This is a genomic window from Cognatundibacterium jejuense (genome assembly GCF_014284255.1).
GTDB classification, from domain to species: Bacteria; Pseudomonadota; Gammaproteobacteria; order Burkholderiales; family Burkholderiaceae_D; genus Undibacterium; species Undibacterium jejuense.
Map to the genome: position 1 here is coordinate 339,204 of NZ_JACOFV010000001.1, position 25,247 is coordinate 364,450.

At 46.4% G+C, this 25,247-nt stretch carries 23 protein-coding genes; 14 read left to right on the top strand and 9 right to left on the bottom strand.

Translation table 11 applies throughout. From position 1 onward, the window contains the following. Positions 1-37: 37 nt before the first annotated feature. The 3 genes from H8K32_RS01595 to H8K32_RS01605 form a co-directional block, all read right to left on the bottom strand. Positions 38-544, bottom strand: coding sequence for a hypothetical protein (locus H8K32_RS01595; protein WP_186910703.1), 507 nt, complete (start codon positions 542-544; stop codon positions 38-40). Then, positions 541-1,527, bottom strand: coding sequence for an HpcH/HpaI aldolase/citrate lyase family protein (locus tag H8K32_RS01600; protein ID WP_186910704.1), 987 nt, complete (start codon positions 1,525-1,527; stop codon positions 541-543). Before H8K32_RS01600 ends, H8K32_RS01595 begins: the two co-directional genes overlap by 4 nt. Before the next feature lie 66 nt (positions 1,528-1,593). After that, positions 1,594-2,583, bottom strand: a complete 990-nt coding sequence (locus H8K32_RS01605; RefSeq protein ID WP_186910705.1) for a malate dehydrogenase — start codon at positions 2,581-2,583, stop codon at positions 1,594-1,596. Between the two features lie 369 nt (positions 2,584-2,952). Between H8K32_RS01605 and H8K32_RS01610 the strand changes: the two genes are divergently transcribed. The 14 genes from H8K32_RS01610 (at position 2,953) to H8K32_RS01675 (ending at position 18,681) form a co-directional block, all read left to right on the top strand. Then, a complete protein-coding gene (locus H8K32_RS01610; protein ID WP_186910706.1) occupies positions 2,953-3,756 on the top strand; it encodes a GntR family transcriptional regulator in 804 nt (267 codons plus the stop codon). 232 nt (positions 3,757-3,988) lie between these two features. Continuing rightward, positions 3,989-4,396, top strand: coding sequence for a succinate dehydrogenase, cytochrome b556 subunit (sdhC, locus tag H8K32_RS01615; RefSeq protein WP_186910707.1), 408 nt, complete (start codon positions 3,989-3,991; stop codon positions 4,394-4,396). Then, positions 4,397-4,765 carry a succinate dehydrogenase, hydrophobic membrane anchor protein gene (gene sdhD / locus H8K32_RS01620; RefSeq protein WP_186910708.1) on the top strand — a complete coding sequence of 123 codons (369 nt, stop codon included), beginning with the start codon at positions 4,397-4,399 and terminating at the stop codon, positions 4,763-4,765. 2 nt (positions 4,766-4,767) lie between these two features. Beyond that, complete coding sequence (sdhA, locus tag H8K32_RS01625; RefSeq protein ID WP_186910709.1) at positions 4,768-6,543, top strand: succinate dehydrogenase flavoprotein subunit; 1,776 nt, start codon at positions 4,768-4,770, stop codon at positions 6,541-6,543. Between the two features lie 77 nt (positions 6,544-6,620). After that, positions 6,621-7,331, top strand: a complete 711-nt coding sequence (locus H8K32_RS01630; protein ID WP_186910710.1) for a succinate dehydrogenase iron-sulfur subunit — start codon at positions 6,621-6,623, stop codon at positions 7,329-7,331. A 103-nt stretch (positions 7,332-7,434) separates the two neighbouring features. After that, positions 7,435-7,716, top strand: a complete 282-nt coding sequence (locus H8K32_RS01635; protein ID WP_186910711.1) for an FAD assembly factor SdhE — start codon at positions 7,435-7,437, stop codon at positions 7,714-7,716. Between the two features lie 62 nt (positions 7,717-7,778). After that, complete coding sequence (gene gltA / locus H8K32_RS01640; protein ID WP_186910712.1) at positions 7,779-9,083, top strand: citrate synthase; 1,305 nt, start codon at positions 7,779-7,781, stop codon at positions 9,081-9,083. A 318-nt stretch (positions 9,084-9,401) separates the two neighbouring features. Beyond that, positions 9,402-12,257, top strand: a complete 2,856-nt coding sequence (locus H8K32_RS01645) for a 2-oxoglutarate dehydrogenase E1 component (protein ID WP_186910713.1) — start codon at positions 9,402-9,404, stop codon at positions 12,255-12,257. Positions 12,258-12,319: 62 nt separating this feature from the next. Beyond that, complete coding sequence (gene odhB, locus H8K32_RS01650) at positions 12,320-13,573, top strand: 2-oxoglutarate dehydrogenase complex dihydrolipoyllysine-residue succinyltransferase (RefSeq protein ID WP_186910714.1); 1,254 nt, start codon at positions 12,320-12,322, stop codon at positions 13,571-13,573. 22 nt (positions 13,574-13,595) lie between these two features. Continuing rightward, positions 13,596-13,964 carry a PspC domain-containing protein gene (locus H8K32_RS01655; RefSeq protein ID WP_186910715.1) on the top strand — a complete coding sequence of 123 codons (369 nt, stop codon included), beginning with the start codon at positions 13,596-13,598 and terminating at the stop codon, positions 13,962-13,964. A gap of 59 nt (positions 13,965-14,023) precedes the next feature. After that, on the top strand, positions 14,024-15,451 hold the full coding sequence (gene lpdA / locus H8K32_RS01660; protein ID WP_186910716.1) for a dihydrolipoyl dehydrogenase: 1,428 nt from the start codon (positions 14,024-14,026) through the stop codon (positions 15,449-15,451). Positions 15,452-15,711: 260 nt separating this feature from the next. After that, on the top strand, positions 15,712-16,812 hold the full coding sequence (gene zapE, locus H8K32_RS01665; RefSeq protein WP_186910717.1) for a cell division protein ZapE: 1,101 nt from the start codon (positions 15,712-15,714) through the stop codon (positions 16,810-16,812). A 64-nt stretch (positions 16,813-16,876) separates the two neighbouring features. Continuing rightward, complete coding sequence (locus H8K32_RS01670; protein ID WP_222612977.1) at positions 16,877-17,239, top strand: hypothetical protein; 363 nt, start codon at positions 16,877-16,879, stop codon at positions 17,237-17,239. 182 nt (positions 17,240-17,421) lie between these two features. After that, positions 17,422-18,681 (top strand): DEAD/DEAH box helicase, encoded by a 1,260-nt coding sequence (locus H8K32_RS01675; protein WP_186910719.1) that lies wholly within the window; start codon positions 17,422-17,424, stop codon positions 18,679-18,681. A gap of 36 nt (positions 18,682-18,717) precedes the next feature. On the opposite strand, the gene H8K32_RS01680 is transcribed toward H8K32_RS01675, so the two are convergent. From H8K32_RS01680 to H8K32_RS01705, 6 genes are all read right to left on the bottom strand, one after another. Next, the gene (locus tag H8K32_RS01680; RefSeq protein WP_186910720.1) at positions 18,718-19,632 is read right to left on the bottom strand and encodes a flagellar brake protein; all 915 of its coding nucleotides are present in this window, start codon (positions 19,630-19,632) and stop codon (positions 18,718-18,720) included. A gap of 206 nt (positions 19,633-19,838) precedes the next feature. Next, positions 19,839-22,109, bottom strand: a complete 2,271-nt coding sequence (locus tag H8K32_RS01685) for an arginine/lysine/ornithine decarboxylase (protein ID WP_186910721.1) — start codon at positions 22,107-22,109, stop codon at positions 19,839-19,841. A gap of 380 nt (positions 22,110-22,489) precedes the next feature. Continuing rightward, positions 22,490-23,278, bottom strand: coding sequence for a MipA/OmpV family protein (locus H8K32_RS01690; protein WP_186910722.1), 789 nt, complete (start codon positions 23,276-23,278; stop codon positions 22,490-22,492). A 20-nt stretch (positions 23,279-23,298) separates the two neighbouring features. Then, positions 23,299-23,871, bottom strand: coding sequence for a DUF4337 domain-containing protein (locus H8K32_RS01695; protein ID WP_186910723.1), 573 nt, complete (start codon positions 23,869-23,871; stop codon positions 23,299-23,301). 7 nt (positions 23,872-23,878) lie between these two features. After that, positions 23,879-24,361: a dihydrofolate reductase gene (locus H8K32_RS01700; RefSeq protein WP_186910724.1), complete on the bottom strand. Its 483-nt coding sequence runs from the start codon at positions 24,359-24,361 to the stop codon at positions 23,879-23,881. A gap of 18 nt (positions 24,362-24,379) precedes the next feature. Beyond that, entirely contained in the window at positions 24,380-25,174 is a 795-nt protein-coding gene (locus H8K32_RS01705) for a thymidylate synthase (RefSeq protein WP_186910725.1), read from the bottom strand. Positions 25,175-25,247 lie beyond the last annotated feature (73 nt).

Consider the following 25,247-nt stretch of genomic DNA (forward strand, 5'->3'; position numbering starts at 1 on the left):
CTCCTGATGTGAAGCGAGTTCCTTTGCCCGGTGAGACTTATTTTATTACTGCTCCAGCTTCGCTTGGTGCATCGGTCTGGGGTGCTGCTGGTGTTGCATCTGCTACCATTGGTACTGTGCTATGGCATTCATTGGCGAGTTGCTGACCCTTACGTGAATCGAGCAACAAACCTTTTGCCGGAATACCAATCCAGACAAATCCTGCTTTGGTGTTTTCAAAGCGATAAGCACCAGTGGTTGTGTCTACACGGTGCAATACGTAAAGGCGCTTTTTCCAGCGCATTGCGATGTTATCGATGTTGTCACCGTGAGTGTACATTGTCAGAGAGTTACCAAGCTCGCACGTGTACTCGTAGTTTTTATCCTCCTTCACGTCAGGTTCAATCTCATCTGGATCTTGTTCAACTGGGGTTGGTACAGCTTTTTTAGCTTTGCTGCTAACCTTAGTCTTAGCAGGTGCATTTTCCGCTTGAGCGGAGAGGGGTGCAAAAACGAAGCTGCTAGCGATCATCAAGCCTGCGATGCGGGATAAAAGGTGGTTCATTCGGGGTCTCCTTCAAGTAAAGCATATGCCATTTCTGGCAATGTTATTGCGCTTGATTTTGCGCGTTTCAATATCGACCAGAAATATCGGTAACTGGCGCGATCATGTAATTTTCCGGCATATTGAATTGGTGCCCACTGATTATTTTGCGCTGATAGCAAAATGTCAGTAGCTTCGCATATTTCTTTGTGCTGCGGCGCCATCGTTTGCACAATGGGTGCAATCTGGTCTGGATGTATGCTCCACATCCGTGTGTAAGCAAATTCATGTTTTGCACGAAATGCGTCATTTTCTACCACCGACAAATCCTTAATTTCGGTTGTAACGCTATGCGATGGCACTTTGCCAAAGCGGTGACATGCTGCTGCAATTTCAGTTTTTGCGCGGGCAACGAGCGGATGCTCAAATTGCCCCGGCGAATGCATCGCGGTCGATGAAATTGCGCCGAAATGAGATGATACAAAATCCATGATGCCGAACGATAAGCATTCGACCTGTGGAAGGGCGGCAATTGCCATGACGTCGGCAAGTGCTTCGTGTGTCTCAATTAATACGTGAATTGGCAAATGGTTTCGGCCTGCAGTAAATGCATAGTTATTGATCTGCTCTATCGCATTTGCTACCTGAGTTGCTGAGCTGACTTTGGGCAAAACTATGTAGGCAAGCTTTTTGGCGGCCAACGGGATGATGAGGGACAAATCCAGATCGAAAGCTTCATGGTTAATATCATGCACTCTGACGCCAATGCGTTGGTGCTGATTGTCACTGCTATTAAGCAATGTGCAAACTAATTTGGCGTGATTTGCTTCGTCACCAGTTGCTGCGCCGTCTTCACAGTCAAAAGTAATGTCAAAAATTGGCCCCAGTTTTTGCTGGAGTGCCATGGATTTGCGCATTAACTTTTCTGAGCCTGCATAGTGATCGCAAACCGGTAAAAACACCGGTGTTAACTGATCCTGAAATAAGGCGCGGGATGGATGCATCAGTTCTTTTTATGCGGGGTGGGAAGGGCGGTATTGTTGATCAATGCCGCCCCGGCCTGATATTGCTTAGCCTACCAGGTGTTTTACGCCATCACGCTCTTCTTGTAATTCTTTGAGAGTGATATTGATGCGTTCACGTGAGAATTCGTCGATTTCCAAGCCTTGAACGATCGTGTATTCGCCGTTTTCAGTTGTTACCGGGAAACCAAACATGGTGCCTTCTGGGATGCCATAAGAACCATCGGAAGGAACGCCCATTGTTGTCCATTTGCCGTTAGTGCCCAGAACCCAGTCACGGACGTGATCAATCGCTGCATTTGCTGCAGAAGCTGCAGAAGAAAGACCGCGCGCTTCAATGATTGCTGCGCCGCGTTTGCCGACTGTTGGCAGGAATACGTCTTTGTTCCATACCTGATCATTAATCAAATCTTTTACTGCTGCGCCGTCAGCTGTTGCAAAACGGTAGTCAGCGTACATGGTTGGAGAGTGGTTGCCCCATACGCACAGTTTTTCGATAGCAGAAACTGGCTTGCCGATTTTTGCAGAAACTTGAGATAAAGCGCGGTTGTGATCGAGGCGTAACATCGCGGTGAAGTTTTTCGCTGGCAGGGATGGTGCGGATTTCATCGCGATATAAGCGTTGGTATTCGCTGGATTGCCAACCACCAAAACTTTAACGTTGCGGGATGCTACTGCATCCAATGCTTTACCTTGTACTGTGAAAATCTGTGCATTGGCTTCCAGTAAATCTTTACGTTCCATGCCTGGGCCGCGTGGACGTGCACCAACCAGCAATGCTACATCGATGTCTTTGAATGCCGTCATTGGGTCGCTATGTGCAGTCATGCCAGCCAGCAATGGGAATGCGCAATCGTCGATTTCCATCATCACGCCTTTCAGCGCTTTTTGTGCTTTTTCGTCTGGAATTTCAAGTAATTGCAAAATCACTGGTTGATCTTTGCCAAGCATGTCGCCATTAGCAATGCGGAACAACAGTGAGTAACCGATTTGGCCAGCGGCGCCGGTAACAGCTACGCGCATAGGGGATTTCGCCATGATGCATCTCCGAAGTGAGGTAAAAAACGATGTTCAAACATGCTGATTTACGAGGTATAGTCTGTACATCAGCTTACGAATATTCAATGATACCGCCTAACTCAGCGCTCGTCAGCCAAATTTGCGGGCATTTTTAGCTTAAATCGCATTAAGTCGCGATTTCAACTTTACATTGCATGCGTTCACGCTATATTGCTTGTGTAAGTGTGGCAATGTGCGTCACTTCATTTGCATGCGCAAGAATAATTTCCCGGAAGTTTAGGTGCTGTAATGTGAAGTGTCAATGACTATCTTATGTCTTATATAAGACATATTACTTAGCAGTTTGTTGTAGACGGCGCAGGTGTTTTTGTGGTGAAATTGCGAACTATGACTTCAAACACGCCAAATGCAAATATCTCATCCGCGAACTCTGCGAGTTCTGGCGCCGGTGTTGCTGGTGCCGTCGTTAATTCATCGCCCACATTTAGTCCCCTGTATCAACAGATAAAATCCTTGATTACGCAAAGTTTACAGTCGGGTGAGTGGAAGCCAGGCGAGCTAATTCCTAGTGAAATGGAATTGGCAGCACGTTTTAAGGTGAGTCAAGGTACGGTGCGTAAGGCGATTGATGAGCTGTCGGCTGAGAATTTGGTGGTGCGTCGCCAAGGGAAGGGGACATTTGTTGCGACCCATCATGAAGCGCGTTCTCAATTTCGTTTTTTGCGATTGGCGCCGGATGAGGGTGTTCCTCATTATCCGGAAAATAAAATTATTGAAGTGCGGCGCTTGCGTGCGCCTGCTGAGGTGGCGCGGCTACTAGAAATTAAATCCGGTGATTCCGTGGTTTTTATCCGCAGGTTGCAATCGTTTTCAGGTGTTCCGACTATTCTGGATGATTTGTGGTTGCCTGGCGTGATCTTTAAGGGACTGACGGCTGAGCGTCTGAATGAATACAAAGGGCCAATGTATGGTTTGTTTGAAACAGAATTTGGTACGCATATGATACGTGCCTCCGAGCAGATCAGAGCTGTCTGTGCGGATGAAGTGGTGTCGGAATTGTTGAGTATTGCGTCCGGTACGCCCTTGTTAAATGTTGAACGAGTTTCTTTTACCTACGGTGATAAGCCAGTGGAATTGCGTCGCGGTTTATATCTCACGTCGCATCATCATTATCGTAATGAATTGAGTTGATTTTTGACGCTCTATGTGCGTGTGCACATGGTGATGTCTATTAATTTGGCGTTTTGGGTCTTTTCGCCTGACGCAATCTGGCTTTTGTATCTTGATGCTCAGCACATATTCATTTTTGGTATTAAGATGACGGTATTTTGAAAATACAGGCTCAATAATGTTGGTGCAATGCACCAAAATGAGCGAAAATTGCATGATTTTGTGTACAGACTAGTTAATGGGGAGATTATTTATGTCTGAAGTAGTGAAAAACAGGCCACGCTACGGTGTGATGCGCCTGATTGATGCAACTGGATACCGATTGCCGTTGGCTGGCGTCGTTTCTATCTTGCACCGTATAAGTGGGATGTTGATGTTTTTGTTGTTGCCCTTCATTTTGTTTTTGTTGGACAAGAGCCTGACATCAGAAGTTTCGTTTGCCGAATTGCAAGCATTCACGTCAGGGGTATTTGTTAAATTGGTTATCCTTGCATTGGTTTGGGCATTTTTGCATCACTTTTGCGCTGGCGTTCGTCACTTAATTATGGATCTTCACTATGGTCTTGATAAACATACTGCACGTAAATCTGCGGCAAGTGTTTTGACTGTCAGCGTTGCTCTGGCAGCGCTGGTAGGTTTGAAATTGTTCGGAGTATTTTAAATGGCAAATAACAATATTGGACCTAAGCGCCTGGTCGTCGGTGCGCAATATGGTTTGCGTGATTGGTTGGCGCAGCGCGTCACCGCAATTGTGATGGCGCTCTACACTGTCTTGTTACTGGTTATGTTTTTAACTGGACATAATTTTAACTACGAGGGTTGGGCGGGTATTTTCTCTCACCAGTGGTTTAAATTGGCCACTTTCTCAGTGGTGGTTTGTTTGTTGTATCACGCATGGGTTGGTATGCGCGATGTCTGGATGGATTATGTAACGCACAGCGTAGTTTTGCGTTTGGTATTTCAGGTTGCCACCATTTTGTGGCTGGTTGCTAGTGCTGGCTATGCCGCACAGATTTTGTGGAGAGTGTAAAAGTGGCCGCAATTAAATCCACAATTCCTACCCGTCGTTTTGATGCGGTAATCGTTGGTGCAGGTGGTTCTGGTATGCGTGCTTCGCTGCAATTGGCTGAAGCTGGCTTGAACGTCGCTGTACTGTCTAAAGTTTTCCCTACCCGTTCACACACTGTTGCCGCTCAAGGTGGTATTGGTGCTTCTCTCGGTAATATGTCCGAGGATAACTGGTACTGGCATATGTTCGACACAGTCAAGGGCTCTGATTACCTCGGTGATCAGGATGCAATTGAATTTATGTGTCGCGAAGCACCAAAAGTGGTCTATGAATTAGAGCATTTTGGTATGCCGTTTGATCGTAATGCTGACGGCACTATTTACCAGCGCCCGTTCGGTGGCCACACTGCTAACTTTGGTGAAAAACCAGTTCAGCGCGCTTGTGCTGCTGCTGACCGTACTGGTCATGCGTTGTTGCACACCCTTTATCAGCGTAACGTTCGTGCTCGCACGCACTTCTTCGTTGAATGGATGGCGATCGACCTGATTCGTGATGCCGAAGGTGATGTTTTGGGTGTTGTTGCGCTCGAAATGGAAACCGGCGAAGTGATGATGCTGGAAGCGAAGCAGACGATTTTCGCGACCGGTGGTGCTGGTCGTATCTGGGCAGCTTCCACAAATGCATTTATCAATACTGGTGACGGTATGGGTATGGCTGCACGTGCTGGTTTGCCATTGGAAGATATGGAATTCTGGCAATTCCACCCAACCGGTGTCGCTGGGGCGGGCGTGTTGATTACCGAAGGTGTGCGCGGTGAGGGTGGTATTCTGGTCAATAGCCAGGGTGAACGTTTCATGGAGCGCTATGCGCCTACATTGAAAGATTTGGCGCCACGTGATTTCGTTTCCCGCTCTATGGATCAGGAAATTAAAGAAGGTCGCGGTTGCGGTCCAAATAAAGATCACGTGATGCTCGATTTGCGTCACATCGGTGCTGACACAATTCAAAAACGTTTGCCGTCGATTCTGGAAATTGCCCATAAATTCGCGAACGTTGACGCGACTAAAGAGCCAATTCCAGTCGTTCCGACAATTCACTACCAGATGGGTGGTATTCCGACCAATATCTATGGTCAGGTAGTTGCTCCGAAAAATGGTAGTAGCGAAATCGTGAATGGCTTGTATGCGATCGGTGAGTGTGCTTGCGTATCAGTCCACGGTGCTAATCGTCTGGGTACTAATTCGTTGCTGGACTTGCTGGTGTTTGGTCGCGCTGCTGGTAATCATATCGTTGCAAGTAATCTCAAAGCACGTAGTAATAAAGATCTGCCTGCCGATGCAGCTGATCTGGCCTTGTCTCGCTTGTCTAAACTCGAAACAAGCACAGGCTCTGAACGTGTTCAAGATGTGGCTAATGCGATTCGTAAAACGATGCAACATCACTGCGGCGTGTTCCGTACTGATGAATTGCTGCAAGAGGGCGTCAAAGAAATTATGGAGCTCGATGAGCGTCGTAAGCATGTTTCTTTCAAAGATAAGTCCAAAGTGTTTAACACTGCCCGCGTCGAGGCATTGGAATTGGATAACTTGATCGAAACAGCGAAGGCGACCATCACTTCTGCAGCGGCACGTAAAGAATCACGTGGTGCGCATGCTCATCGCGACTATGAAAAACGTGATGATGAAAACTGGATGAAGCACACTCTGTGGTATTCCGAAGGTAATCGACTTGACTACAAACCTGTTGTCACTAAACCGCTGACAGTTGAAACGTTCAAGCCTAAAGCTCGTACATTCTAAATTGAGAAGATGTACTGCCTGGCAAGGCTGGGCAGTCAATTTATCGTGCGCCCCGGGTGGTGCACAAGGAAGATATCATGGCACGTACACTGAAATTTAAAATTTATCGATATGATCCGGACAAGGATGCCAAGCCTTACATGCAAGACCTGACGGTTGAGCTTAAGGATACGGACAAAATGTTGCTGGACGCGTTGCAGCGTATCAAAGCAGACGTTGATGACTCTCTTGCGTTGCGCCGTTCCTGCCGTGAAGGTGTTTGCGGCTCAGATGCGATGAACATCAATGGTAAAAATGGTCTTGCATGTACAACGAATTTAAATGAGTTGACAGAACCTATCGTATTGCGTCCTTTGCCTGGTTTGCCAGTCATTCGTGATCTGATCGTCGATATGACGCAGTTCTTTAAGCAATATGACTCGATCAAGCCATACCTGATGAATGATTCCATTCCTCCGGAAAAAGAGCGCCTGCAATCCCCTGCGGAACGTGAAGAGCTGGATGGTTTGTATGAGTGTATTTTGTGCGCTTGCTGCTCTACGTCATGCCCATCATTCTGGTGGAATCCAGACAAGTTCGTTGGCCCTGCGGGTTTGTTGCAAGCGTATCGTTTTATTGCCGATTCTCGCGATCAGGCAACTGGCGCACGTTTGGATAACCTGGAAGATCCATATCGCTTGTTCCGCTGCCATACCATCATGAATTGCGTTGATGTATGTCCGAAGGGTTTGAATCCAACCCGTGCAATCGGCAAAATCAAAGAACTCATGGTTCGCCGCGCAGTGTAATTAAAATAGAAACGGTACTGGTAAGCACCGTTTCTATTTCATGCAGTTCTTCGTCAGTGTTGAAGAGCTGCATGAAATAGAAAGCATTAAAAGAGAAAGTGATATGTCTAAGCTGGTAGAAGAATCTCATCAAAGTGATCCGGTCAAGCGTGCTCGTTTGCGCTGGCGCGCGCGTCGCGGCTTGTTGGAAAATGATCTGATATTAACGCGGTTTCTGGATGCCAATGAAGAGATCCTGACTGACGAAGAAGTGGATGCTTTTAGTCGCCTGATGGAGTTGTCTGACAATATCCTGATGGATTTGATTATGGCGAAGAAAGAGCCTGAGGGGGAGGTGGATTTACCTCATGTGCACGCTTTGCTTACCCGTCTGCGCGTAGCCTGACAATAAACGTTTTTTTTGTGTTTTTTTGATTAACGACTCACCTCTTATCTGAAGGAAGAGCCATGACTAATTCTGAAATAAAAGCAACCCTCTCATTCTCTGATGGTTCCCAATCCTTAGAGATGCCAATTTACAAGGGATCTATCGGTCCTGACGTGATTGATATTCGTAAATTGTACGGTGCGACTGGCATGTTCACTTACGATCCGGGTTTTATGTCGACCGCGGCATGTAATTCTTCAATTACTTACATTGATGGCGATAAAGGCGAGTTGCTGTATCGTGGTTATCCTATCGAGCAATTGGCTGTGAATGGCGGCGACTTTCTCGAAACATGTTACTTGTTGTTGAATGGCGAATTGCCAAATGCAACTGAAAAAGCTGAATTTGTTTCCACCGTGACTAAACACACAATGGTTCATGAGCAGATGCAATTCTTCTTCCGTGGATTCCGTCGTGATGCACATCCGATGTCTGTGCTGGTTGGTACTGTAGGTGCGTTGTCTTCGTTCTACCACGATTCTCTGGACATTAACGATCCGCATCACCGCGAAGTGTCAGCAATTCGCCTGATCGCTAAAATGCCTACGCTGGTTGCGATGGCATACAAATATTCCATTGGTCAGCCTTTCGTGTACCCACGTAACGACTTGTCCTACAGTGCAAACTTCATGCACATGATGTTCTCTACGCCATGCGAAGAGTACAAAGTGAATGAAGTATTGGTACGTGCTTTGGATCGTATTTTGATTTTGCACGCCGATCACGAGCAAAATGCGTCTACATCAACTGTTCGTCTGGCTGGTTCTTCAGGTGCCAATCCGTTCGCGTGTATCGCTGCTGGTATTGCATGTTTGTGGGGTCCTGCGCACGGTGGTGCAAACGAAGCTGCATTGAGCATGTTGGAAGAAATTGGTAGTGTTGATAACATTCCTGAGTTTATCGCTCAAGTAAAAGACAAAAACTCTGGTGTGAAGCTGATGGGCTTTGGTCACCGCGTTTACAAAAACTACGATCCACGCGCTAAATTGATGCGTGAAACTTGCTACGAAGTTCTGCAAGAACTCGGTTTGCAAGATGATCCATTGTTCAAGTTGGCAATGGCTCTGGAAAAAATCGCTCTGGAAGACGAATACTTCGTTAGCCGCAAGCTGTATCCGAACGTTGATTTCTACTCTGGTATCGTACAACGTGCTCTGGGTATTCCAACTTCCTTGTTCACTGGCATTTTCGCGCTGGCGCGTACAGTGGGTTGGATTGCTCAATGGAAAGAAATGATTTCTGATCCTGAGCAAAAAATTGGCCGTCCACGTCAATTGTTCGTTGGCGCAGCGAAACGTGACGTTGTTGCTATCGACAAGCGTTAAAAATAATGCTGCAGCCGTTGTATATGCTGGAATTTATGTGCGCACTGCAGCATTGAAAAAAGGCGAGTCATTGCGACTCGCTTTTTTTTTCTTCAGTAAATATGCTATGCTTCGGCTCGATAGTAAATTTTAGATGTTTTTTCGTTTTAGATTCAAAAAGTATATTGTTTCTGATGTGTGTTTTGATTCTGATGCGAGAATAGTTTGAAACAAGCCCTTCCCCACAACTTGATGTGCAATCCGCTAACCGGTCAGGCCGTGTCGCGGAAGGTTAGATTAACCCGCTAATCTCGCGAAACGCGAAGAAAGGTGAGCAAGATGATGCAACAATATAACGCTAACTCGTACTTGTTCGGCGGCAATGCGCCGTACGTAGAAGAACTTTACGAAGCCTACCTCAATAATCCTGGTTCCGTACCTGAAAACTGGCGCGCCTATTTCGACGCGATGCAGCATGTGCCAGCAGTCGATGGTTCTTCTAAGCCAGACGTCGCTCATGCACCAGTGATCGCTTCGTTTGCTGAACGCGCAAAACAAGGTCCAATCCGTACAGTCAGCGCCACTGCTGATGCGGAAATGGGTCGTAAGCGAGTCGCTGCTCAGCAGTTAATCGCCGCATATCGCTTCCTCGGCAGCCATTGGGCCAATTTGGATCCATTGCAACGCCAGGAGCGCCCTAGCTTGCCAGAGTTGGAGCCAAGTTTTTATGGCTTTACTGACGCTGATATGGATATTCAATTCAATATCAGCAACACTTATTTTGGTGCAGAAACAGCCTCTCTTCGCGATTTAGTCAATTCTTTGCGTGATACCTATTGCCGTTCTATCGGTGCAGAGTTCATGTACATCAGCGATCCGACTGAGAAGCGTTGGTTGCAACAAAAGCTCGAATCTATCCGTTCTACACCAAACTTCACACCAGAAAAGAAAAAGCACATCCTTGACCGCTTGACAGCGGCGGAAGGCTTGGAACGTTATCTGCATACGCGTTATGTGGGTCAGAAGCGTTTCTCACTCGAAGGTGGCGAAAGCTTTATCGCTTCGATGGATGAGACTATCCAACGTGCTGGCGAACGCGGCGTGCAAGAAATCGTAATCGGTATGGCACATCGTGGCCGCTTGAACGTGTTGGTCAATACCCTGGGCAAAATGCCGCAAGATTTGTTTGCTGAGTTTGAAGGCAAACACGGCGATGATTTGCCAGCAGGTGACGTTAAATACCACCAAGGTTTCTCTTCTGACGTATCGACTCCTGGCGGCCCAGTTCATTTATCACTCGCATTTAATCCATCTCATCTGGAAATTGTGAATCCAGTGGTTGAAGGCTCCGTTAAAGCCCGTATGGATCGTCGTGGCGACAAGGATGGCTCCCAGGTATTGCCTATCCTGGTACACGGTGATGCTGCGTTTGCAGGGCAGGGCGTGGTCATGGAAACACTGAACCTGGCGCAAACACGTGGCTACGGTACTGGTGGTACAGTGCATATCGTGATTAATAACCAGATTGGTTTCACTACTTCTGATCCACGCGATTCACGTTCCACTTTGTATTGCTCCGACGTTGTGAAGATGATCGAAGCGCCAGTGCTGCACGTCAATGCAGATGATCCAGAAGCGGTTGTTTTGGCGACGCAGATCGCGCTTGACTACCGTATGGAGTTCAAGAAAGACGTCGTCGTTGATATCATTTGCTACCGTAAATTGGGTCACAACGAGCAAGATACGCCAGCATTGACGCAACCGTTGATGTACAAAAAAATTGCGCAACATCCTGGTACTCGTAAGATGTATGCAGACAAGTTGTCTGCACAAGGTACGATCCCAGCCGATGGTGGCGATGCAATGGTGAAAGAGTTCCGTGATGCGATGGATGCAGGTAAGCATACACACGATCCGGTTATCTCTAACTTCAAAAACAAATACGCTGTGGATTGGATTCCTTTCCTCAACCGTAAATGGACTGATGCAGCAGATACCGCTGTGCCAGCGACAGAATTGAAGCGCCTGGCTGAACGTATTACCACAGTGCCTACAGGCTTCAAGCCACATAGCCTGGTCGAAAAAGTTCTGGGTGACCGCGCAACCATGGGTCGTGGCGAAATGAATTTGGACTGGGGTATGGGCGAACATTTGGCCTACGCGTCTCTGGTTTCTTCCGGCTATGCAATTCGTCTGACCGGTCAGGATGCTGGTCGTGGTACTTTCGTTCACCGTCACGCAGTATTGCATGATCAAAACCGCGAACGTTGGGATTCTGGTACTTACATTCCTCTGCAAAACATCTCCGACAACCAAGCACCGTTCACAGTGATTGACTCTGTTCTGTCTGAAGAAGCGGTATTGGGTTTTGAGTACGGTTACTCAACAGCAGAGCCAAACACACTGACAATCTGGGAAGCTCAGTTCGGCGATTTCGCTAACGGTGCGCAAGTTGTTATCGACCAATTCATCAGCTCCGGCGAAGTGAAGTGGGGTCGCGCTTCTGGTCTGGTAATGATGTTGCCGCACGGCTATGAAGGTCAAGGTCCAGAGCACTCATCCGCTCGTCCAGAACGCTTCCTGCAATTGTGTGCAGACAACAATATGCAAGTGGTTCAGCCGACAACTGCGTCGCAGATTTTCCATCTGTTGCGTCGTCAGATGATTCGTCAGTTCCGTAAGCCTTTGGTCATCATGACACCAAAATCTTTGCTGCGTAATAAAGATGCTGGCTCACCATTGTCGGAATTGTCTAAAGGCAGCTTCCACACAGTGATCGGTGAAGTTGATGAGAAAATCGACGCGAAGAAAGTGAAACGTGTTATTGCTTGCTCCGGTAAGGTCTACTACGATTTAGTGAATGCACGTAAAGAACGTGCTCAGTCCGATACAGCGATTATCCGTGTGGAACAGTTGTACCCATTCCCACATAAGAGCTTTGTTGCGGAGCTGAAAAAATTCCCTAACATGGTTGAATTGGTTTGGGCGCAAGATGAGCCGCAAAATCAGGGTCCATGGTTCCAGATCCAGCACAATATTTTTGAAAGCCTGGAAGAAGGCCAGAAATTGGCTTACGCAGGTCGTCCAGCAAGTGCATCACCAGCTGTCGGTTACTACGACAAGCACTATGCACAACAAAAAGCATTGTTGGAAACTGCATTTTCCAAACTCAAAGGCTTTGTCCTCACTAAATAAATGACGCGATGCTGCATCAGAAACTGATGCAGCATTTGGCTACCCGAATCGGAGAGTAAAAAATGGCAATTATCGAAGTAAAAGTTCCTCAGTTATCTGAGTCCGTTGCAGAAGCGACCTTGTTGACCTGGCATAAAAAAGTTGGTCAATCTGTCACTCGTGACGAAAATATGATCGACGTAGAAACAGATAAAGTTGTGCTGGAATTGCCAGCACCTGAAGCTGGTGTGATCACACAAATTATTAAAGGCGATGGCAGTACAGTCGTAGCTGGTGAAATCATTGCCATCATCGACACGGATGCTAGTGCGAAAGTAAGCCCGATGGAAGTTTCTGCTGCGCCAGTAGCTGTTGCAGCCGCAGCAGCACCAGTAGTGGCTGATGCAAAATCTTCCGCTGGCATCGCCATGCCAGCCGCCGCCAAAATTTTGGCAGAAAACGGTTTGTCCGCTGGTCAGGTAGATGGTTCTGGCAAAGATGGCCGTGTTACTAAGGGCGATGCACTGGCAGCAGTTGCTGGTAAAGCAGCTCCGGTCGTGGCGCCATTGGCAGCACCAGTAGCGTCTAAGCCAGCATTGCAACAAGTGGCAGCTCCAACCCTGGCGAGCCTTGGTGATCGTCCTGAAGAACGTGTTCCTATGAGCCGTTTGCGCGCACGTATCGCTGAGCGTTTGGTTCAATCTCAGTCTACTAACGCGATCTTGACGACATTTAATGAAGTCAACATGGCACCAGTCATGGAATTGCGCAACAAGTACAAAGATAAATTTGAGAAAGAGCACGGCGTTAAACTGGGCTTCATGTCTTTCTTCGTTAAAGCTGCCGTTGCTGCATTGAAGAAATACCCAATCGTTAACGCATCAGTTGATGGTAATGACATCGTCTACCACGGTTACTTTGATATTGGTATCGCTGTTGGTTCACCACGTGGTCTGGTCGTGCCTATTTTGCGCAATGCAGACCAAATGTCTATTGCTGATATCGAAAAGAAAATCGGTGAATTCGGTGCTAAAGCGAAAGACGGTAAATTGACTCTGGACGATTTGTCCGGTGGTACATTCTCCATCTCTAACGGCGGTACTTTCGGTTCTATGTTGTCGACACCGATCATCAACCCACCACAATCCGCAATTCTGGGCGTACACGCAACCAAAGATCGCGCAGTAGTTGAAAATGGTCAGATCGTTATTCGTCCAATGAACTACCTGGCAATGTCTTACGATCACCGTATCATTGACGGCCGCGAAGCTGTATTAGCTCTGGTTGCAATGAAAGACGCGTTGGAAGATCCTTCACGTCTGTTGTTAGATCTGTAATCATTGAACAACGGCTATCAACGTGAATATCGCTGACGAAATTCAACGTTTGCACGAACTGCATCAGTCAGGCGCTCTGTCTGATGCAGAGTTCGCGCAAGCCAAGGCGAAGTTGCTCGAGAAAGTAGGGTCGGGCACTTCTTCCAATCAATCCGAATCTTCTTTTAAATCTGCTTCTTTCTCGGGCGCAGATGATGCACTGAATCAATTGAATCGTTTTCGCCGTTCTACGAGCGATAAATGGTTAGGTGGTATTTGTGGCGGTCTGGGGAAATTTACGGGTCTTGATTCCTGGATCTGGCGTTTGATTTTTGTGTTCTTCGCGATGTTTGTAGGTTCAGGTGTCCTGGCTTACCTACTGGCATGGATTTTTGTGCCCGAAGAAGAGTGATATTTGCTGAAGATCTACATGTAAAGATAGTCGGCTATAAATAAATTCAGGAAAATTTCATGAGTAAACAATTTGATGTCGTCGTTATCGGCGGTGGCCCAGGTGGCTATATCGCGGCAATTCGTGCTGCACAACTCGGTTTTTCTACTGCATGTATCGATGCGTGGACTAACGAAAAAGGTGGTCCGGCACCTGGTGGTACTTGCACCAACGTAGGTTGCATTCCATCGAAAGCTTTGTTGCAATCTTCTGAACACTTTGAGCACGCTGGTCATGCATTCGCTGATCATGGTATTCAAGTGTCTGGTCTGGGTATGGATGTGGCGAAGATGTTGGGTCGCAAGAACACCATTGTTAAGCAAAACAATGACGGTATTTTGTTCTTGTTTAAAAAGAATAAAGTAACTTTCTTCCATGGTCACGGTTCTTTCGTTAAGGCCGATGCTGCCGGTTACGAAATCAAAGTTGCTGGCAAAGCCGAAGAAACGATTACAGGTAAGCACATCATCGTTGCGACAGGTTCTAACGCACGTGCTCTACCAGGTACGCCGTTTGATGAGGTCAACGTGTTGTCCAACGAGGGCGCGCTGAATATTGCTGAAACACCGAAAAAACTCGGCGTGATTGGCGCGGGCGTTATCGGTCTGGAAATGGGTAGTGTATGGCGTCGTTTGGGTTCCGAAGTGACAGTCCTCGAAGCTCTGCCAACCTTCCTTGGTGCAGTCGATGAGCAAATCGCTAAAGAAGCGCACAAACTGTTTGTGAAACAAGGTTTGTCTATCAACCTTGGCGTAAAAATTGGCGAAATCGTTAATAGCGGTAAAGACGTCACTGTTAATTACACCGATGATAAAGGCGCTGAACACAAAGCGGTGTTCGATAAGCTGATTATCTCTATCGGTCGCACACCAAATACAAATGGTTTAAATGCAGAAGGTGTTGGTCTGGCAATGGACGAGCGAGGCTTTATTGCTGTTGATGGTGACTGCAAAACAAACCTGCCTAACGTATGGGCGGTGGGTGACGTGGTACGCGGTCCTATGCTGGCACATAAAGCGGAAGAAGAGGGTGTTGCCGTCGCTGAACGTATCGCTGGTCAACACGGTCACGTCAACTTCAACACAATTCCTTGGGTCATTTACACATCACCGGAAATTGCTTGGGTTGGTCGTACTGAACAGCAATTGAAAGCAGATGGCGTTGCTTATAAAGCCGGTACTTTCCCATTCATGGCGAATGGTCGTGCACGTGCTTTGGGCGATACATCAGGTATGGTGAAATTCCTGGCTGATGCGACAACCGATGAAATTTTGGGCGTACATATTGTTGGTCCAATGGCTTCTGAATTGATTTCCGAAGCAGTGGTTGCAATGGAATTCCGTGCATCTTCAGAAGATATCGCACGTATTTGCCACGCACATCCATCGTTGTCTGAAGCGACGAAAGAAGCAGCTTTGGCCGTCGATAAGCGTTCATTGAATTTCTGATTTAATGTGGCAATATATGCTGAGTGCGCGTAAGTAAGCCTTAGCGAAATGGACGAGTCGGATACTCGTCCATTTTTGTTTCAAAGCCATTAGCCCGAGAACTGATCTTCGATAGCGTCGATTAAGTGCTTGAAATGATTCACCATTGCCACTGTAATTAGTTAAAGTGGCTTAAGTAAAATTACGCGCTTTGCGCAGAATAATGAGACCTGAAGCGATCGGCATTGTTCGCTCGTCAAGGTAACTTGAAAAAACAGACTATGGATGTTCAAGAGTTTTATCAGGATGCGTTAACACAACGCGGTTTCACAGCCGATGAGGCGCAGAAACGTGCCGTTGATCGCCTGCAAAAATCCTATGAGGATTGGGTGTATTACAAAGGAAAGCGTGCCAATAAACTGACGCGCATGATTACCCGTCCGGAAGTTCCACGGGGCGTTTATATGTGGGGTGGAGTGGGGCGCGGCAAGTCATTCTTGATGGATAGCTTTTATTCTGTAGTGCCGGTGGTTCGTAAAACGCGTCTGCATTTTCATGAATTCATGCGCTCGGTTCACCGTCAATTAGATGAGTTGAAAGGTGTTGCCAATCCACTTGACGAAGTGGCGCGTCAAATTGCAAAAAAATATCGCCTGATATGCTTTGACGAGTTCCATGTGTCAGACGTAGCTGATGCGATGTTGCTCTATAACTTACTTAAAGCCTTATTTGATAATGGTGTCTCCTTTGTGATGACCTCTAATTATCAACCTGAGACTTTATACCCCGAGGGTTTGCATCGTGATCGCATGTTGCCGACGATTGCATTGCTGAACGAGCGTCTTGATATTTTGAACGTCGATTCGGGGAATGACTATCGCAAACGCGCTTTGGAACAGGTGCAGGCTTATCTTACGCCACTTAATGCTGCGACGGACAAAGCACTGCGTGACAGTTTTGCACGCATTGCTGACACTAAAGATGAAGATCCACTCGTCGATATTGAAGGCCGCAATTTAAAGTCTTTAAGACGTGCTGGGGGTGTTATTTGGTTTGATTTTCATACTTTGTGTGGCGGGCCCCGTTCGCAAAATGATTATCTTGAAATCGCCAGTCGTTTTCATACTGTTATCTTGTCGTCGATTCCTGCGATGTCGGCTGCCATGTCGTCTGAAGCACGACGTTTTACCTGGTTGATTGACGTGTTTTACGATAATAAAGTAAAACTAATTATGTCGGCTGAAGTAGCACCGGAGTTGTTATATACTCAAGGTACCTTATCTAACGAATTTCACCGAACTGTATCGCGTATTATTGAGATGCAATCCAAAGAGTATATGGATGCCGATCAACGCCAACTTGCTGATTCACTGACTCATTGACTTGATGAAAATACTTTCAAAAATTTCTTATAATAATATGGCCAGATGTTTATTGGCCATAGGCATGCTTAACGCCAGTGCAAATGTACTCGCAGAAGATGGTAAGCAGGAGTTGGTTGAAATTGCGCAACTGGTTCATACACTCGATGAACGTTATCCTGCTGGTAGCATTCAAAGTAATGAAGTAGCAGAGATTGCCATCAAGGAAAGTCAGTCCGCAGAGGATCGTCTGGAAAACTGGTATGTGGTTTCGGAACATCACTGTTATAACACCTTCTTTGTGAATGATTGCCTAAAGCGGATAAAGGTTGAACGAAGAGAATATTTGCCGACGCTGCAACGTATTTCTTTGGAGTCTCAGGCTTTGCAGCGTTTGCTCAAAGTGATGGAGCGTGACCGCGAAACAGCCCAAAAACAAGCAAAGTAATTGCAGATGTATAGACGGGGATTCCCAATAATCGATAAGTCATGTGACGCCGCATACAATTTCGATACTCCGTCTAAATAAAAAGTTCGTTTTCTGTTTGGTCGATTTGCTATGTTGGTGAATCGAGACCCTCACCATGGAATGCGGCATAATATCGCTCTCCTCCTGTAAAGTTTTTTTTCATGTCATTTTCTACCCTAGGGCTTTCGCCCGAAATCTTGCTCGCTATTGGTGGGCAACACTACTCTGATCCGACGCCTATTCAAAGTGCGGCGATTCCACATATCCTCCAAGGGCATGACGTTATTGCTGAAGCGCAAACTGGTTCTGGTAAGACGTTAGCGTTTTGTGCTCCGTTGGTACAGTCTTTGAAGAAATCGGTACGGCCGAGAGTGATTCAGTATTTGATTTTGGTGCCAACCAGAGATTTGGCGACACAAGTTGCGATGACTCTGGAAGCCTTAACTAAAAATACAACGCCTTCTATTAAATTAGCGGTCTTGTTTGGTGGCGTATCAATTAATCCGCAAATGCTGCATTTGCGTGGTGGTGCAGATATTGTGATTGCGACACCAGGGCGCTTACTTGATTTAATCGATCATAATGCGCTGTCATTGTCTTTCGTCCGCTCCTTGGTGTTGGATGAGGCGGATCGTTTATTGGAATTGGGTTTTGCAGAAGAGTTGCAACGTATATTAAATCTGTTACCCGTCGCACGCCAGAATCTCTTATTCTCAGCCACATTTGCGCCACTACTGAACGAGTTGGCGACAAAACTATGTCAATCGCCGGTACGTATTCAGGTTCCGGCAACAGAAACGGCTAAGCCTGATATTCTTCAGCGAGCAATTTCGGTGGATGCGTCGCGTCGCACGCAGTTGCTACGACATTTGATTAAGATGGAAGGCTGGAAAAGGGTGTTGGTATTTGTGGCGACTAAATACTCTGCGGAGTTAATCGCGACCAAATTACGAAGATTAGATATTTCTGCCGAGCCGTTTCATGGTGAATTGAGTCAAGGTAAGCGAACGCAGGTGTTGGCCGATTTTAAGGCGTCCCGAGTTAAAGTAGTGGTTGCAACGGACGTTGCTGCGAGGGGTATTGATATCGAAGACTTACCGGTGGTCGTCAATTTTGACTTGCCACGATCCAGTGACGATTACACGCATAGAATAGGGCGCACAGGACGGGCTGGCGCAAGTGGCTTGGCATTGAGCTTCGTTACTGCTGATTCTCATTCACAATTTTCTTTGATCGGGCGTAAGCAGGGAGTGGATGTCAGGCTGGAATCGATTCCTGGTTTTGAGGCGCTGGAGTTGCCGATAAAGGCGGCGAAGATTTCGGATGTGAACGGCGGCGTCAAAGGCCTTCGCCCGAGCAAAAAGGATAAGCTGAGGGCTCTCGCTGCGCAACAGAGCATGTCGACGGGCAAAGAGGAGTAAACACCGCTGGCCTTGGTGGGTTTTGGCGCCCGGGAATTAATCCATTTCGGCTAAAGTTTGATGCACGAACGCGGATAAAATTAGTTTCGCTTGCGGTGTCACTTCGACGAATTCAAACCCATGGCGAAACTCAGCGCTGTTCTCCGTTGGAGCAATTGAGCGGAGTATCGTTTTTAAGGTTAAGTATTCGTCGGTTCCGGCGGCATTAACTTTGAATTTGATGATGCCAATGTCGCCTTTTTTTCCCAGCTGTTTTTTAATAATGCCGGAAGTCCCACCCATGCTCAGATCGCCTAACGTGGCAGCAGCTGTTTGTTCGGGATCGCCAATTGTCACCGATGCGATGATTTTCACGGTTGCGCGTGCGCCCTGACGTATTGTGGTTGCTCTGACTTGTTTGGGGTAGCTCAGATGTAAATAATCGTGTGGCGAATACACATATTTCACTAGGGATGCCGTAAATGCATAGGCTTTTTTGCCTGGAAATGCACGAATAATAAAGGTTTGACCTTCGCGTATTATGACTGCCTGACCATGAGCCATTGGTGCAGTCACCATTAAAGATTTACCTTTGACGTAGCCTATCAGTCTTACTGTGTAGCGGGTTGCAGCCTGATCATGGGTTTGTAAGTAAAAAACTTCGCCAACCGTCCAACGTACACTATCTAGCTCAATGACTGATTCTTTATTGAGTTCCTCTGGTGCTTTTTGTTGGGTAACTTCTTGCGCCGGTTTTTCTGGCACAACGACTTTGGAGGGAATGCTGTCCCAAAGTTTATCCGCTTCACAGTAGCCAACTTCCATCAGATGATTGAGTTGTTGTTGGTCTTCAACGTGGACGCCAGCATCAAATAATACCTTCCCATCCTGATTATATATTGTCCAATCGATGGTTTGCCCGACGCTGATTTCTGCATGCTTAAGAGGCATTAATCCGTGCACTTCACCCATTTTTTATTTCCATTTTTTATGTGTGAGATATTTTTGTTCTGAGTGGATATTACTCCAAAATGACGCAAAATTAACAAAGTCTACATTGTCTATGTTTTTGAATAATAGATTATGTGGATTTTTCTTGCTGGTTAAAATAAAAAAGACCTTAAAACTTTTTGTTTTCAGGTCTTTTTTGCAACACTAAATCGCCATGGCGAACATATTTATTTATTATTTGCTGCGGTTGCCTTTACGCAATCGACAAAATATCCGCGTTTGCCATCCACTTCAGCCTTGACCAAGCCATGGCAGTCAGTTTCAAAGCCAGGGAATTTCTCATTGAAATCGCGCACAAAACGCAAGTAGTCAACAATGGTACGGTTGAAGCGTTCGCCAGGAATCAAGAGTGGAATACCTGGTGGGTATGGCGTCAACAAGATCGCAGTAACGCGTCCCTCTAATTCATCGATTGAAACACGTTCAATTTCACGGTGCGCCATCATCGCAAAAGCATCTGATGGCTTCATTGCTGGTTGCATGTCAGATAAATACATCTCGGTCGTCAGGCGTGCAACATCGTGGCCTTTGTAGGCTTCATGGATGCCTTGGCACAAGTCTTTCAAGCCAGCACCTTCATAGCGCGGATTGGCCGCTGCAAACTCAGGCAAAATGCGCCAGATTGGTTGATTTTTGTCGTAGTCATCTTTGAACTGCTGAAGCGCAGTCAACAAAGTATTCCAGCGACCTTTAGTGATGCCAATCGTGAACATGATGAAGAATGAGTATAGACCGCATTTTTCGACAATAACGCCGTGTTCCGCCAGATATTTAGTAACGATCGATGCGGGAATGCCAGTTTCGCCAAATTTACCTTCGAGTGACAAGCCTGGAGTCACGATGGTGGCTTTGATCGGGTCGAGCATGTTGAAGCCAGCGGCTAATTTGCCAAAACCATGCCAATCGTCTTCGGCACGAATAATCCAGTCTTCGCGGGAGCCAATGCCGTCTTCTGCAAATTCTTCAGGACCCCAGACCTGGAACCACCAATCTTTACCCCATTCCTGGTCGACTTTACGCATCGCACGACGGAAATCCAAGGCTTCCAGAATCGATTCTTCAACCAACGCAGTGCCGCCGGGTGCTTCCATCATGGCGGCAGCGACGTCGCAAGAAGCGATAATCGAGTATTGTGGTGACGTTGAGGTGTGCATCAGATACGCTTCATTGAAGCTATCTTTATCGAGTTTGCGTGTTTCTGATTCACGCACTAAAATTTGCGATGCTTGAGAAATGCCTGCCAACAACTTGTGGGTTGATTGGGTAGAGAAAATCATCGACTCTTTTGCACGTGGACGGTCTTTGCCGATAGCGTGCATATCTTTGTAGAAGTCATGGAACGTTGCATGTGGCAACCATGCTTCATCAAAATGTAAAGTGTCGATTTGACCATCTAGCAAATCCTTTAATACTTCGACGTTGTACAAAACACCGTCGTAAGTGGACTGTGTGATCGTTAAAATGCGTGGCTTTTTATTTTTTGCTTCGCGAGCAAATGGATTGGCTTCAATTTTCCTTTGAATGCTCTCCATGCTGAATTCTTCCAGCGGGATAGGGCCAATAATGCCGAGATGATTACGTGTCGGCATCAGAAATACCGGAATCGCTCCACACATGATAATTGAGTGCAGAATCGATTTGTGGCAATTGCGGTCAACGACTACGATGTCGCCAGGAGCAACAGTAGAGTGCCACACCATCTTGTTTGAAGTGGACGTGCCGTTGGTTACGAAGTAGCAATGATCGGCATTAAAAATACGTGCAGCATTGCGCTCTGAAGCGGCGACAGGGCCAGTGTGATCCAGTAATTGACCGAGTTCTTCTACCGCGTTACAAACGTCAGCACGCAGCATGTTTTCACCAAAAAATTGGTGGAACATCTGACCGATTGGTGACTTCAGGAATGCGACTCCACCTGAGTGTCCAGGGCAGTGCCAAGAGTAAGAGCCATCATTCGCGTAATGAACCAGAGCCCGGAAAAATGGTGGTGCGAGACCATCCAGGTATGCACGCGCTTCACGGATGATATGGCGGGCCACGAATTCTGGCGTATCTTCAAACATATGAATGAAGCCATGCAGTTCCCGCAAAATATCATTTGGGATGTGGCGTGAAGTACGGGTTTCGCCGTACAGATAAATAGGAATGTCCGCATTTTTATAGCGAATTTCTTCCACAAAAGCGCGTAATGATTTTAGAGCGTAATCTGTCTCTTCGGATGTGCCGGCACCAAACTCTTCATCGTCGATGGATAAAATAAATGCAGACGCACGTGATTGTTGTTGGGCAAATTGCGATAAATCGCCGTAGCTGGTAACGCCCAGAACTTCCATACCTTCGGTTTCGATGGCATCAGCCAGCGCACGAATGCCCAGGCCGGAAGTGTTTTCTGAGCGGAAATCTTCGTCAATGATGACGATGGGGAAGCGGAATTTCATGGTGGTCTCCAAAAGACTTGGTACGGGGGAGACGCCTGGGCAAGTTAAATCAACCGCTTGCGCGCCGAAAAATTCAAAATAGAGTTTGCGTGAAATCGTCCTTGACGACATTTACGCCCGTCCTAAAAGTACCGAATTCTCTCAGATAAGTAGTAGCTTATGTGAAAAAATTGGTCATTTTTTTCATTCGGGACGCAATTTCATGTGAATGTCATGAAGTGAACAATCTCATCGTATGTTGCATCGCAAAATCTAAATTCAAGCAAATTTTATTTTGTTTGGAAATTAAACGTTTCTGTACGTCAAAATAAAAATGAGCGCAGGATGCGCTCATTTTTATTGGAGTAAGGACTAAAGTCTGACTATATTTTTATCCTGCATCAGAAACGATAACTCGCTGCTGAAAAAACTGTTACCGGTGTCTTTTGAAATACAAACGGGCTCTTAGTTACTTCAGATGAATACCGGCTGACCGAGGCGCCTGTTGTTAAGGACCAGTTGGCATCGATAGTCCAGTGCCAACTGGTGCTTAATTTCACATCAGTCAGGCCTGAGCTCGGCATGTATGGTAAGTAGCCGCTGTTGAAAGACTGTTGATCGTTAACGCCAAAATAGGACTGCATGTATGAAGCATTAGCCCAATTTGCTCTGATCGTTGCTGTTAACCGGTGTTGGTCGCTGATAGCTGTCGTGACGCGAGCTCCCAAACTGGTTTGCAAACCATTGTGATTTGTGCCGGAGCCATAGCGGATAGATGAAAGCAGGGAATAGTTTTGATTGATGTTGTAGTTAAGAAATGCGCCAGGTTCAATAGTGGTATCCACATCACCTAAACCTTGTAGCTTGGACGAAGATGACTCGTCCCGTGCTGGTTCTACACCCAATCGCAAGCCATACTGAATGGTAGGATCTTTGGAAAAGTTATAACCCAAGCCATTAATGCTGCTGAAAAACGCTCCATTTTTCCATTGTGCATCCAGCCAAGGATAGACTTTTGCTTTACGCTCGTCAGAGCCGGCATATTTTGGTGTAAACAGTACAATGCCACCTAAAGAAAAATTAACGTCTTTCGGCAGATAGAATTCAGGAATAGTTTGCACAAATTCAGACGTTTGCGCAAACGAGTTGCAACTGCATGCGACTAGGATAAGTCCTAAAAGCTTTTTCATTTTGATTTCTCTTTCTTATTTTAAATATGAAACCAAGCAAGTGAAGCCAATATTACACCAACACCTGCAACACCGTAAGAGGCGAAGTTCAGCCATTTTTTCTTGGTGAGTAGGGTGATCGCTGCAAGCGATATTGCTATCTGCACGGCTGTCATCGCTTGAGCCCAGCGATGGTGTTGGTGCAGTTCTAATTCAGAGGCTTCTTCCCATTTGCTTGATTCAGCTTCTAACTCTTCCGCTTTTTTCTTGATTTCTTCTTTTTCGGACTTGTAGCGTGCGACCTCTGTTTTATATTTTTCGGCATCCGTGCCAGGCAAGCTTATTGCTAACTCAGCCAGATTTTGCTTGTTGGACTTGGATTGGTAAAAATTCCACTGATTTGATGCTTCCGTTTTTTTAATCGCAGCTTCATTTTTGTACATCGCAGCATTGTTTTGTGTAGCACCACCTTCATAACCGAATAAAGCGCCAATTGTTGCCAATATTGCTGTCATTACAGCAATGCGGCTGGCAAATTGGTCGTTACCATGCGCTGCTGCATGTTCAACTTCGTGATCGTGCGGACCGTGTACGTGAAATTCATCGCTAGACATAAAAATCCTAAATTTTCTTATAAGTTACAAATGCGTAATGCAAATTTTGTGCTTCTGAATAATGTTTTTCTCTTGCAACTTCTTGCCAGTATTTTGTGTCGATCGCCGGGAAAAAAGCGTCACATGGATATTCCTGATCAATTTCCGTCACGAGCAAACTATCTGCCATGGTCATCGCTTGCAGATAAATCTGTGCGCCACCAATAATAAATGCGTCCTCGTTTTTCACTACAGACTGCGCTTGCTCCAAAGAGTTCACTATCTCAATGCCGTCATGATGCCATTCCGGATTTCTGGTGATGACAATATTACGTCTGTTCGGCAATGGTCGCCCGATAGACTCATAGGTATTTCTGCCCATAATGATTGGGTGACCACTAGTGCTCTTTTTGAAGTGAGCGAGATCCTCTGGTAAGTGCCAGGGAAGGCTATTGTTGATACCTATGCCTCGTTGTTTATCTATGGCAACGATAATACTTAATGATGTCATTGTAGTGAATTCCTTGTATCAAACTGCAACAGGTGCCTTGATATGAGGATGGAATTCGTAGTTGCTAAATTCAAAATCATCAAATTGGTAATCGAATAAACTTGCCGGCTGACGTTTGATGACGAGTTTCGGCAAAGGGAATGGTTTGCGCGCCAACTGCTCTGCAACTTGTTCCATGTGATTTGAGTATAAATGACAATCGCCGCCAGTCCAGATGAACTCGCCAACCCCTAGGCCGGTCTGTTGGGCGATCATATGTGTCAGTAAGGCATACGACGCAATATTGAAAGGCACGCCAAGAAAGATATCGGCACTACGTTGATAGAGCTGACAAGAAAGTTTTCCATCCGCGACATAGAACTGAAACAAAGCGTGACATGGTGGCAGCTTCATTTGTGGAATATCTGCGACATTCCAGGCTGAAACGATTAAGCGTCGTGAATCAGGATTCGACTTAATTTGATCGATTAATTGGGTGATCTGATCGATGTGTTTCCCGTCTGGGGTAGGCCAGTTCCGCCATTGGGATCCATAAACTGGTCCCAGATCACCATTTTCATCCGCCCAGTCATCCCAGATAGATACGCCGTTATCTTTCAGATACTTGATATTGGTTGAGCCAGCTAAAAACCAGATCAATTCGTGAACGATGGACTTTAAGTGCAATTTCTTGGTGGTGACCAGAGGAAAACCCTCGTTAAGGTCAAAACGCATCTGGTATCCAAAAACGGATACCGTGCCAGTGCCAGTACGGTCAGTTTTTTTTGTCCCGTGTTCTTGGACGTGACGCATAAAGTCGAGGTATTGGCGCATGGTGAATGAGGTATTGAAGATGTTGCAAAAGAAAAGAGGCGTTAGTATACCTTATGCACGTCTTTCATCTAAT